This is a genomic window from Burkholderia sp. PAMC 28687, from assembly GCF_001577465.1.
Classification (GTDB): Bacteria; Pseudomonadota; Gammaproteobacteria; order Burkholderiales; family Burkholderiaceae; genus Caballeronia.
Map to the genome: position 1 here is coordinate 2,830,675 of NZ_CP014505.1, position 12,136 is coordinate 2,842,810.

The following is a 12,136-nucleotide window of genomic DNA, read 5'->3' on the forward strand; positions in this document are numbered from 1 at the left end:
ATTCCTCACGATCGGCGCTGAAAATGCGCGCCAGATGTGATTGAACGTGGAGATTTGCTTGGGGTTTGATGCGGCATTAGAATGTCCTCACTTTCCGCATCGAAACTATCGACCAACGCCGAGGCGAGCGCGCTTGATCCTTTACGAGTACCCCTTCAACGAGCGAATCAGGACGCTGCTGCGTCTCGAAGATCTTTTCGAGCGCTTCACCTTCTTTCTGACTCAAGAAGACCCGCGCGAACACCACGCTGCATTGACCACGCTGTTCGAGATTGCCGAAGTCGCCGGACGGACCGACCTGAAAGCCGACCTGATGAAGGAACTGGAACGGCAACGCCAGACGCTGGCGCCGTTTCGGGGCAATCCGGGAATCGAGCAGGACGCGCTCGAGTCAGTGCTGGGCGAGATCGAACAGACGCTTGCCGGGCTCGGGCAGATGCAGGGCAAGACCGGCCAGCATCTCGCGGACAATGAATGGCTCGCCAGTATCCGCAGCAGGACGATCATTCCGGGTGGGACTTGCCGCTTCGACCTGCCGTCGTACTTTGCATGGCAGCAATGCCCGGCAGAACAGCGTCGCGGCGATATCGCGAAGTGGGTCACGCCCATGCTGCCCTTGCGCGACGCGGCCATAATCGTGCTGCGGCTTGCACGCGAATCGGGCCAGGCATCGAAGGTGATGGCAATGCAGGGCAGCTATCAGCAGATGCTGTCGGGCCGGACGTATCAGTTGATGCAGGTACGGGTACCGTCGGATACGCGGCTGATTCCCGAGGCGAGCGCGAACAAGTACATGCTGTGGGTGCGCTTCACGGTGCAGGATGGTGACTTGAGGCCCCGTGCCGTCGATGCCGACATTCCGTTTCACCTGACACTGTGCAGTCTTTAATTCGGGCTAAAAACCCTTATTTATCGAACTCAACCTTTATCAGATCCGCACTGCCGAATGACTACCATCGTTAAATGCCCGACTTGCGCGAAGGATGTACGCTGGGTACCGGAAAGCCGGTTCCGGCCGTTTTGTTCAGACCGTTGCAAGCAGATCGACCTTGGCGCATGGGCGACCGAGAAGTACAAGATTGGCGGCGGTCAGCAGGACACGCCGCCAGATGACGACCACAGCGGCCTCAACTAAACGCTTCAATTCGCGCTTGATATCGCCCTAAGCCGCCTCTGCCGCGAGCCATTCGAGCACTGGAATGGCAGCGGGTAGCAACGGCGTCACATCGGCGGGAAGATGTTGCCAGGCAAGCGCCTGACCTTCCCGGCCGGCCGGCTCACCTTCCCACGCCGTCACCTTGCAGAAGTAAAGCCGCACGTAGGCATGCGGATAATCGTGTTCCAGCGTCCGCCAGCGCTCGCAAGCGGTCACATCGATACCCAGTTCCTCGTGCAATTCCCGCACGAGCGCCGTTTCCACGCTTTCGCCGGCCTCCAGCTTGCCGCCCGGAAACTCCCAGTAACCCTCATACGGTTTGCCTTCCGGACGTTGCGCCAGCAGATAGCGGCCATCCGGCTGAACGAGCACGCCGACCGCGACATCGGTCATCTTGCGCCCGTCGGGCGCCGTGGTTGGAAGCTGCGCCGCGTTCATGCCTTGCGGCCCGAATAGTCGCGTGCGAATTGCCACGCGACGCGGCCTGAGCGCGAGCCACGTTCGAGCGCCCAGACGAGCGCATCGCCGCGCGCATTCGTGATTTCTTCTTCCGGACAGCCGAAATGCTTCAGCCAATGTCCAACGATGGTCAGGTAGTCGTCCTGCTTGAACGGGTAGAAGCTCACCCACAGGCCGAATCGCTCGGAGAGAGAAATCTTCTCCTCGACCACTTCGCCCGGATGAATCTCGCCATCCGATGTGTGCTTGTAGGTCTCGTTGTCGCTCATGTATTCGGGCAACAAATGGCGGCGATTCGACGTCGCGTAGATCAGCACGTTGTCAGATTGCGCCGAGATCGATCCGTCGAGCGCCACTTTCAGCGCCTTGTAACCCGACTCGCCGTCTTCGAACGAGAGGTCATCGCAGAAAACGATAAACCGCTCCGGCCGCGCCGAAATCAGGTCGACGATGTCTCCAAGATCGTGCAAATCGTCCTTGTCGACTTCGATCAGCCGCAACCCTTCCGACGCATACGCGTTCAGGCACGCCTTGATGAGCGACGACTTGCCCGTCCCGCGCGCGCCCGTGAGCAACACGTTGTTCGCCGGCGCCTTGCGCACGAACTGCCGCGTGTTCTGCTCGATCAACTGCTTCTGACGTTCGATATTGCAAAGGTCATCGAGCGAAAGCGCCGACAGATTCGGCACCGGCTGCAAAAAGCCACGTCCTTGACGCTTGCGCCAGCGGAACGCCACGGCCTTATCCCAGTCGATTTCAGGCGCGGCGGGCGGCAACATCCCTTCAACACGTGCGAGAACGGCTTCGGCACGCGTCAGAAACTGTTCGAGTTTATCCATGGGAGAGTTCGGGTTCAGGAGCGATAGTCGGCGTTGATGCTGACGTAATCATGCGAAAGGTCGCACGTCCAGATAGTGGCACGGGCCTCACCGCGGCCGAGCAGGACGCGGATCGCGATCTCGCTCTTCTTCATCACGCGCTGGCCGTCTTCCTCGCAATACTCGGGATTGCGGCCGCCCTTCTTCGCGACGAGGACGTCGTCGAGATACAGGTCGATCTTGTTCACGTCCAGGTCCGTCACGCCCGCATAGCCGATGGCCGCGAGGATCCGGCCGAGGTTCGGGTCCGATGCATAAAACGCAGTCTTGACGAGCGGCGAGTGACCGATAGCGTACGCGATCTGCCGGCATTCCGCTTCGCTCGTGCCGCCTTCGACTGTCACCGTCATGAACTTCGTCGCGCCTTCGCCGTCGCGCACGATCAGTTGCGCCAGCTCTTGCGCGACCGATGCCACGGCGTCGCGCAATGCGGCATAAGCGGGAGAATCCTTGGAATCGATCAAGGGCAGCGTCGACTTGCCGGACGCGATCACGATGAACGAGTCGTTAGTCGATGTATCCCCGTCGATGGTGATGCAATTGAACGAGCGATCCGCGACGTGTTTGATCAGCGTGTCGAGCACGGACTGGGACACGGCGGCGTCGCAGGCGAGAAAACCGAGCATGGTGGCCATGTTCGGCCTGATCATGCCGGCGCCCTTGCTGATGCCCGAGAGCGTGATTGTGTGGCCATCGATCTGAACCTGACGCGATGCCGCTTTCGGCAATGTATCGGTGGTCATGATGGTTTGTGCGGCGTCGAACCAATGATCGGGCTTCTGGTTCGCAATCGCCGCCGGCAATCCTGCCGTCAACCTGTCGATAGGCAACGGCTCCAGGATCACGCCCGTCGAAAATGGCAGGATCTGCGCGGCGTCAAGGCCCAGCAACGCGGCAAGCGCGGTACAGGTCTCGCGCGTATGCGCCATGCCCGGCTCCCCCGTTCCCGCGTTCGCGTTACCGGTATTCACGACCAGCGCGCGGATGCCCTTGCCGCCCGCGCGCACGGCGTCGAGATGCTCGCGGCACACCGTCACGGGCGCAGCGCAGAAGCGGTTCAGGGTGAACACGCCGCCAACCGTCGCGCCTTCATCGATCTGCACAACGAGCAAATCCTTGCGATTCGGTTTTCGGATATTCGCCTCGGCCCAGCCTAGCGTGACGCCGGCGACGGGATGCAGGTTGGCGGGATTGATCGAGGGGAAATTGACGGCCATGTTCGCGACTCGCTGAAAGTGGCGAGTGCCGGTGCGCAGGAAACGCAACGCAACGACACGAAAGATGAATAAAACGGCGCCTGATTCTATGAAAGACGGACGCCCGCGAAACGTAAAAACACAAAACACAAACGCAAGAAACAAAACCAGTCGGCCAAAGACAAACGACGCATCACTGCGTCGCCTGTCCTGGATGATTCAACCTGCCAAAGCGTTCAGACCGCCGATTATGCGAGCTTGCCGTGACAGTTTTTGTACTTCTTGCCGCTGCCGCACGGGCACGGGTCGTTACGGCCAACCTTCGGGACGTCGTCAGTGGACACGCGGGTCGCGACCGTGGTGTCGTCGCCGTATGCCATGGCCTGATTGACCATTTGGGCGGTCGCGTCGGCGGCAACTGCTGCAGCGGCGCCGCTGCCGTCGAAGTCAGCATGCTGGAACGACACATTTTCCAGATGGCTGCCCTTCTCTTCGTACTGCTCGGCGGCTTCTTCAAGCTGTTCCGGCGACTGGATCTGCACGTTCATTACAACGCGCGTGACTTCCTGCTTAACCGAATCGAGCATCGCGGCGAACAATTCGAACGCTTCGCGCTTGTATTCCTGCTTCGGGTTCTTCTGCGCGTAACCACGCAGATGAATGCCCTGACGCAAGTGATCGAGCGCGGCCAGATGCTCGCGCCAGCGGCTGTCGAGCGTCTGCAACATGATCGAGCGCTCGAACGCGCTGAAGGACTCACGCCCGACCAGCGCGACCTTCGCCTCGTAGGCTTCGTCGGCGGCAGCGACTACAGCTTCGAGAATTTCGTCGGCATCGATGGAATTCGACTCGTTGATCATCTCCTGCACCGCGAGATCGAGCGACCAGTCGTTGCGCAGGGCTTCCTCGAGTTCCGGCGCGCTCCACTGTTCTTCAATGCTTCCCGCCGGCACATACGTGCGCGTCACCTCAGTGATCACGCTCTGGCGCATGGCGGTGATCGTCTCGGCAACGTCGGTTGCTTCGAGCAATTCATTGCGCTGCTGGTAGATCACCTTGCGCTGATCGTTCGATACATCGTCGTATTCGAGCAGTTGTTTGCGGATATCGAAGTTACGCGCTTCGACCTTGCGCTGCGCCGACTCGATTGAACGCGTCACGATACCCGCTTCGATCGCCTCGCCTTCCGGCATCTTCAGGCGGTCCATGATGGAACGCACACGATCACCCGCGAAAATACGTAGCAGCGGATCATCCAGCGACAGATAGAAGCGCGAAGAACCCGGATCGCCCTGACGGCCTGCACGGCCGCGCAACTGATTGTCAATACGACGCGATTCATGGCGTTCCGTACCGACGATATGCAATCCGCCCGCCGCCTTCACGCGGTCGTGCAGCGCTTGCCATTCGTCTTCGAGCGCCTTGATGCGGCGTTGCTTCTCGTCTTCTGCCAGCGATTCGTCGGCGATGATGAACGACGACTGCTTCTCCACGTTCCCGCCCAGCACGATGTCCGTTCCGCGACCGGCCATGTTCGTGGCGATGGTTACAGCGCTCGGGCGACCCGCCTCGGCAACGATCGCGGCTTCGCGTGCGTGCTGCTTGGCGTTCAGCACTTCGTGCTTGAGGCCGGCCTGGGTGAGCAAACCCGAAAGCAGTTCCGATGCTTCAATCGATGTCGTACCAACCAGCACAGGCTGTCCGCGCTCGACGCAATCGCGAATGTCGCGCGTGACGGCGTCGTAACGTTCCTTCGCCGTCTTGTAGATCTGATCCTGCTTGTCGATCCGTTTTGGCGGACGATTCGTCGGGATCACGACGGTTTCGAGACCGTAGATCTCGTTGAATTCGTACGCTTCGGTATCGGCCGTACCGGTCATGCCGGACAGCTTGGAATACATGCGGAAGAAGTTCTGGAACGTGATCGACGCAAGCGTCTGGTTCTCGTTCTGGATCTTGACGTGTTCCTTCGCTTCCACGGCCTGATGCAAACCGTCCGACCAGCGGCGGCCCGTCATCATGCGGCCCGTGAATTCGTCGACGATCACGACTTCATTGCCTTGAACCACGTAATGCTGGTCGCGGAAGAACAGCGTATGCGCACGCAACGCGGCGTACACGTGGTGCATCAGCGTGATGTTCTGCGGCGCGTAGAGGCTTTCGCCTTCACCAATCAGGCCCCACTCGGCCAGGAGCCGTTCGGCTTTCTCGTGGCCCTGTTCGGTCAGGAACACTTGGCGCGCTTTTTCATCGAGCGTGAAGTCGCCCACCTTTTCGACGCCCGTGCCGTCCGCCTTCTCTTCGCCGATCTGCTGCTCGAGAAGCGGCGGCAGCGCGTTCATGCGCACGTAGAGTTCGGTGTGATCTTCGGCCTGGCCGGAAATGATCAGCGGCGTACGCGCTTCGTCGATGAGAATCGAGTCAACCTCGTCGACGACCGCAAAGTTCAGCGGCCGCTGCACGCGTGCGTTGGTCTCGTAGACCATGTTGTCGCGCAGGTAATCGAAGCCGAACTCGTTGTTCGTGCCGTACGTGATATCCGCGGCGTAGGCTTCCTGCTTCTGCGCGTGTTCCATCTGCGACAGGTTGATGCCCCACGACAACCCGAGGAAGTTGTAGAGCTTGCCCATCCACTCGGCGTCGCGCTGTGCAAGGTAATCGTTCACCGTCACCACATGCACGCCACGTCCGGACAACGCATTCAGATACGCGGCGAGCGTGGCGACGAGCGTCTTGCCCTCGCCCGTGCGCATTTCCGCGATCTTGCCGTAGTGCAGCACCATGCCGCCGATGAGCTGCACGTCGAAGTGCCGCATTTTCAGCACGCGCTTGCTGGCCTCCCGGCACACCGCGAACGCTTCGGGCAGCAACCGGTCGAGCGATTCGCCGCTCGCGACGCGCTGACGGAATTCTTCGGTCTTGGCCCGCAGTTGCTTGTCCGTGTACTGCTCGATCGTCGGCTCGAAAGCATTGATCGCCGCAACGGTCTTTTGGTATTGCTTGACTAGGCGCTGGTTGCGACTGCCAAAAAACTTTTGGAGGAAACCGGTGGTCATCGGATCAGTGTCTGCGTCGCGGTATCGGCTTGGAGCGCCCTGGGTGCATCCCAGTCCGGGGAACCTCGGCGGCTTCAGTCCATGGGTGAAAACGAATCGGGGATTTTAGCACGCGCCCCCGCTGGAGCCTGTACCGCCATCTTTTGTGATAAAGCAAATGGCGGTTATGTTCGTCCGTGTTGACACGTAAAGCGCGCCGTCATGGCGCACGGCGCGCAGCGTTACAATCTTTGCATCGCCGCCAGCCCCTGCAGACACAAAAATGAGCCGTTTCCCGCCGAATTCAAGGCCGCCGCAACGCTTCGATCCGCGCAAGCCGCAGGCGTTGTCCGACGTCCTGGGCCGCACTAGCGAGTTTCTCGCATTGCGGGCGGGCGTAGAGCAGGTGACGGCGCTCCAGCGCGACCTGATGGCGTTGCTGCCGGATTATCTGGGTGCCAATGTGGAACCGGGGTTCATCAAAGAGGGCGTGCTTTCGATTTTTGCCGGACACAACGCGCTTGCGGCGCGTCTGCGGCACATCGAACCGCGTCTTCTGGTGGATTTGCAGCAACGCGGCTGGGCCGTGAACGCACTGAAGATACGCGTTCGCCCACAAGCAATGAAAGAAGTGATTCCGCCGAAGCAAGCCCGGATGTCCGCCGCTGGCGCAGATGCGCTGCAAATGCTGGCTGAAACACTCGAGCCATCGCCTCTTCAGGAAGCGCTCGCGAAAATGGCGGCGCGTCATCAGGCGAAAGCACAAAAAAAATGAGCGGCGCCCGAAAGCTGCCGCTCATTCTCATATTATTGCTCTGACTATTTACTGATTACGCAAACGCCGTTTGCGTATCGAAAGCGAAACCGCGCGGCGCCGCTTGCTTGTCTTCAAACGTCACGATCTCATACGAGTCTTCGTGCGCCAGCAATTCACGCAGCAACATATTGTTCATTGCGTGACCGCCTTTATATGCCGCATAAGACGCCAGCAACGGATGACCGACCACATACAGGTCACCAATCGCGTCGAGCATCTTGTGCTTCACGAACTCGTCTTCGTAACGCAAACCATCGTTATTCAGAATTCGATACTCGTCCAGAACAATGGCGTTGTCCATGCTGCCGCCACGCGCCAGACCAAGCTCGCGCATCATTTCGACTTCATGTGCAAACCCGAACGTCCGTGCCCGGGCAATATCCCGAACATATGACGTATGGGCGAAATCGACTTCGAGTGCCTGACCGGTCTTATCGACGGCCGGATGGCGGAAATCAATGGTGAACTTCAGTTTGAAGCCGAAATACGGATCGAGACGAGCGAACTTGTCGCCGTCGCGGATTTCAACCGGCTTCGTCACCTTGATGAACTTCTTGGCCGCGTTCTGTTCTTCAATACCCGCCGATTGAATCAGAAACACGAATGAAGCAGCGCTGCCGTCCATGATTGGAATTTCTTCAGCCGTGACATCGACGTACAAATTGTCGATACCCAGCCCCGCGCAAGCCGACATCAAATGCTCGATGGTCGAAACGCGCGCCCCGTCCTTCTGCAGGACAGATGCCAGGCGCGTGTCGCCAATAGCCAATGCCGACGCCGGAATATCGACCGGCTCAGGCAGGTCGATACGCGCAAAAACGATCCCGGTGTTCGCCGGTGCGGGCCGAAGCGTCAAATCCACCTTGCGGCCAGAGTGCAGGCCGATCCCGACGGTTTTGACGATGGTTTTGATGGTTCGCTGCTTCAACATGATTTTTTTCGCTTCGATTGTGACTCCCGATTGAGAGAATCAATCGTGAATTTGTATTCAATAGCGCGAATTATACTCCAATCCCTTCGCGTCGTCCCGAGCGGGAACGTTGCAACTTGTTTCTCCCCGTTACTGCTTCGGCTCGGTACGCGAAAACCAAATTCACGCGAAAGCAAATAGGGTCGGGCCGATACCCGGGACGGAGGCGTTCCCGGACATCGGCGCCGCGTTACGGCTTTGTTGCGACTTTGTCATGCAAGTTCCAGAAGACACGCGATGGCGTCATAGCCTGTTGCGGCAATGCAACAAACGCCGGGCGTCTCGACCGCCAGCACAACATTGTTAAGACACATCAGCCCAACGTCGCGAGGACGCTTTCAGCGCTGCTGACTTCAAACTTGCCGGGTGCTTCGACATTCAGCGTCTTGACCACGCTGTTGTCGACCACCATGGCGTAGCGCTGGGAGCGAATTCCCATGCCACGCTCCGACAGATCCTGATCGAGGCCGAGTGCTCGAGTAAAACGCGCGCTGCCGTCGGCGATCATCTTCACCTTGCCCGAGGTTTGAAGATCGCGTCCCCACGCGCTCATCACGAACGCGTCGTTGACGGAGACACACCAGATTTCATCGATACCCGCCGCGGCCAGTTTCTCCGCATTGTCGATAAAACCCGGCACGTGCCTGGCGGAACAGGTGGGCGTGAACGCGCCCGGCAATCCGAAGATCACTACGCGCTTGCCCGCCGTCCGCTCGCGCACCGGGAAACCGTTCGGTCCCACGGCGCAGCCTTCCGTCGCCACGTCGACAAATTCGTAGAGGCGTTCGTCCGGCAGCGTTTCACCTGTCTTGATCATTGATCGGCCTTTCACTGAGTCAGTGCTGAACACGCCAGCGATTCAAACTTTTTCCTTGCGAGAGACGTTCGCCCCACCGCTGCTTGTGTATCGAAACGTATCGATCTCATCCCAATATAGACGATGATGAACGTTATCGAAGCGGTCACGCCGCCACAGTCCAGCATCCATAAGACGCGGCCTGAAAACGAACGCAGGACAACCCATCTCCTGAGACCTTTACCTTTGGGCGCTTACATCAAAGCGACACGCCCCGGCAGAAGGCATCAGTCGGCTTGCTTGCGCAAAAACGCCGGAATGTCATACGTATCCACACCCTTTTCCTGCAGCGCCTGCACGTGCGAAGCCGCGGTTTCACGCGTCTGACGCCATACAGCAGGTGCTTCCAGCGCGCCGTAATCCGTACCGTTCGACTGCTGCGGCGCGTAGCTGTGCTGTGCGTGCGCAATCGGCGAGTTGTCCGTGCCGGTGCGCAGCAGGGTCATCGGTGCAGCTTGTTGTTTCTTCGCAGCGCGGCCAAGGCCCGTTGCCACGACCGTCACGCGCAACGCATCGCCCATGGCGTCGTCATACACCGCGCCGAAAATCACGGTTGCGTCTTCTGCTGCGTACGACTTGATCGTGTTCATCACTTCACGCGTTTCCGACAAACGCAGCGAACGGCTCGACGTGATGTTCACCAGCACGCCACGTGCGCCCGACAGATCCACACCTTCCAGCAGCGGGCTTGCGACCGCCTGTTCTGCCGCCAGACGCGCGCGATCGACGCCGGCAACCGTCGCCGTGCCCATCATCGCCTTGCCTTGCTCGCCCATCACCGTCTTCACGTCTTCGAAGTCGACGTTGACCAGCCCGTCGACGTTGATGATTTCCGCGATACCGGCAACAGCGTTGTTTAATACGTCGTCAGCGCACTGGAAGCACTTGTCCATCTCGGCGTCGTCGCCCATCACCTCGAACAGCTTGTCGTTCAGAACGACGATCAGCGAGTCGACGTGATCCTCCAGTTGCTGCGATCCAGCTTCAGCCACGCGCATGCGGCGGCCACCTTCAAATTCGAACGGCTTGCTGACTACACCAACGGTGAGAATGCCCATTTCCTTCGCGATCTGTGCCACGACCGGTGCTGCACCCGTACCCGTGCCGCCACCCATGCCTGCGGTGATGAACACCATGTGCGCGCCGCGCAGTGCATCAGCGATACGCTCGCGCGCATCTTCCGCTGCGGCACGGCCCATGTCCGGCTTGGCGCCTGCGCCGAGACCCGTGTTGCCCAGCTGGATCACCGACGAAGCACGCGAACGTGCAAGCGCCTGCGCATCCGTATTCATGACGATGAAATCCACGCCCTGCACGCCGCGGTTGATCATGTGCTGTACTGCATTACCGCCTGCGCCACCAACACCGACGACCTTGATGATCGTTCCGTTGGTTTCCGTTTCCAGCATTTCGAAATCCATATTGCCTCCGTCAAGAATGAAAATCGGCGTTATTCGGCAAGAGATCGGGCAACCTCTTGTCGCGCGCCAGCCGCCGGCACCAGCGCGAATTTGTATTTAAAAATTCCCAAGGAACCAGTCTTTCATGCGTCCAAAAACCTGTCCCATCGATCCTGATTGCACCGCGACCTTGCGCCCGCGCATGCGTTGCGAACGACCTTCGACGAGCAAACCCATCGCCGTGGAATAACGCGGGTTGCGAACCACGTCCGCCAGGCCGCCCGCGTATTCGGGCACGCCGATGCGCACCGGCTTCAGGAAGATGTCTTCGCCGAGTTCGACCATGCCGGGCATCATCGATGCGCCGCCGGTCAGCACCACGCCGCTGCTGAGCAATTCTTCGTAACCCGACTCGCGCACCACTTGCTGCACGAGCGAGAACAGTTCTTCCACGCGCGGTTCGACAACCGCTGCAAGTGCCTGACGCGACAACGTGCGCGGACCGCGCTCGCCGAGTCCCGGCACTTCGATCATTTCGTCCGGATCGGCGAGCGCCTGCTTCGCGATGCCGTAGCTCACCTTGATGTCTTCGGCGTCGGGCGTCGGCGTGCGCAGGGCCATGGCGACATCGCTCGTGATCTGGTCGCCGGCAATAGGAATCACCGCCGTATGACGAATCGCGCCTTCGCTGAAAATGGCGATGTCCGTCGTGCCGCCGCCGATATCGACGAGCACAACGCCAAGTTCCTTTTCGTCTTCCGTCAGCACCGCCAGCGACGAAGCCAGCGGCTGCAGGATCAGGTCGTTCACTTCGAGCCCGCAGCGGCGCACGCATTTCACGATGTTCTGCGCCGCGCTCACCGCGCCCGTCACGATGTGCACCTTCACTTCCAGCCGGATGCCGCTCATGCCGATCGGCTCGCGCACATCTTCCTGGCCGTCGATGATGAATTCCTGCGTGAGGATATGCAGCACCTGCTGGTCGGTCGGGATGTTGATCGCCTTGGCCGTTTCGATCACGCGCGCCACATCGGTCTGCGTGACTTCCTTGTCCTTGATCGCGACCATGCCGCTCGAATTGAAGCTGCGAATGTGGCTTCCGGCAATGCCGGTGAACACATTCGTGATCTTGCAATCGGCCATCAATTCGGCTTCTTCGAGCGCGCGCTGGATCGACTGGACGGTGGCTTCGATATTCACCACCACGCCCTTCTTCAATCCCTTCGAGTCGCTCTGTCCGAGCCCGATCACCTCGTAGTGGCCTTCGCCCTTCAACTCGGCGACGATCGCCACCACCTTCGACGTCCCGATGTCGAGGGCGACCAGCAAGTCTTTGTAGTCTTTGCTCATAGCGTGCTCATTGCCTGTG

Annotated in this window: 11 protein-coding genes; 3 read left to right on the plus strand and 8 right to left on the minus strand. The window is 59.7% G+C overall.

Annotation, left to right across the window (positions count from 1 at the left end; all coding sequences use genetic code 11):
* Positions 1-133 precede the first annotated feature (133 nt).
* Both zapD and yacG read left to right on the plus strand, forming a co-directional pair.
* Entirely contained in the window at positions 134-889 is a 756-nt protein-coding gene (gene zapD, locus AX768_RS13125) for a cell division protein ZapD (RefSeq protein ID WP_062000318.1), read from the plus strand.
* Positions 890-946: 57 nt separating this feature from the next.
* Positions 947-1,135: a DNA gyrase inhibitor YacG gene (gene yacG, locus AX768_RS13130; RefSeq protein ID WP_062000319.1), complete on the plus strand. Its 189-nt coding sequence runs from the start codon at positions 947-949 to the stop codon at positions 1,133-1,135.
* Between the two features lie 27 nt (positions 1,136-1,162).
* Here yacG and AX768_RS13135 read toward each other — a convergent pair whose 3' ends face one another.
* From AX768_RS13135 to secA, 4 genes are all read right to left on the minus strand, one after another.
* Positions 1,163-1,594 (minus strand): NUDIX domain-containing protein, encoded by a 432-nt coding sequence (locus AX768_RS13135; RefSeq protein ID WP_062000320.1) that lies wholly within the window; start codon positions 1,592-1,594, stop codon positions 1,163-1,165.
* Complete coding sequence (locus tag AX768_RS13140) at positions 1,591-2,454, minus strand: ATP-binding protein (RefSeq protein WP_062000321.1); 864 nt, start codon at positions 2,452-2,454, stop codon at positions 1,591-1,593. The genes AX768_RS13135 and AX768_RS13140 overlap by 4 nt, the downstream gene beginning before the upstream one ends.
* A gap of 14 nt (positions 2,455-2,468) precedes the next feature.
* Positions 2,469-3,710, minus strand: a complete 1,242-nt coding sequence (argJ, locus tag AX768_RS13145; protein ID WP_062000322.1) for a bifunctional glutamate N-acetyltransferase/amino-acid acetyltransferase ArgJ — start codon at positions 3,708-3,710, stop codon at positions 2,469-2,471.
* Between the two features lie 227 nt (positions 3,711-3,937).
* Entirely contained in the window at positions 3,938-6,745 is a 2,808-nt protein-coding gene (gene secA, locus AX768_RS13150; protein WP_062000323.1) for a preprotein translocase subunit SecA, read from the minus strand.
* A gap of 262 nt (positions 6,746-7,007) precedes the next feature.
* Here secA and AX768_RS13155 point away from each other — a divergent pair, with 262 nt between their 5' ends.
* Positions 7,008-7,499, plus strand: coding sequence for a DciA family protein (locus AX768_RS13155; RefSeq protein ID WP_062000324.1), 492 nt, complete (start codon positions 7,008-7,010; stop codon positions 7,497-7,499).
* Between the two features lie 55 nt (positions 7,500-7,554).
* Here AX768_RS13155 and lpxC read toward each other — a convergent pair whose 3' ends face one another.
* The 4 genes from lpxC to ftsA form a co-directional block, all read right to left on the minus strand.
* Entirely contained in the window at positions 7,555-8,472 is a 918-nt protein-coding gene (gene lpxC, locus AX768_RS13160; RefSeq protein WP_062000325.1) for a UDP-3-O-acyl-N-acetylglucosamine deacetylase, read from the minus strand.
* A 352-nt stretch (positions 8,473-8,824) separates the two neighbouring features.
* Positions 8,825-9,328 carry a peroxiredoxin gene (locus tag AX768_RS13165; RefSeq protein ID WP_062000326.1) on the minus strand — a complete coding sequence of 168 codons (504 nt, stop codon included), beginning with the start codon at positions 9,326-9,328 and terminating at the stop codon, positions 8,825-8,827.
* Positions 9,329-9,594: 266 nt separating this feature from the next.
* The gene (gene ftsZ, locus AX768_RS13170) at positions 9,595-10,788 is read right to left on the minus strand and encodes a cell division protein FtsZ (RefSeq protein WP_062000327.1); all 1,194 of its coding nucleotides are present in this window, start codon (positions 10,786-10,788) and stop codon (positions 9,595-9,597) included.
* A 96-nt stretch (positions 10,789-10,884) separates the two neighbouring features.
* The gene (gene ftsA, locus AX768_RS13175) at positions 10,885-12,117 is read right to left on the minus strand and encodes a cell division protein FtsA (RefSeq protein ID WP_062000328.1); all 1,233 of its coding nucleotides are present in this window, start codon (positions 12,115-12,117) and stop codon (positions 10,885-10,887) included.
* Positions 12,118-12,136 lie beyond the last annotated feature (19 nt).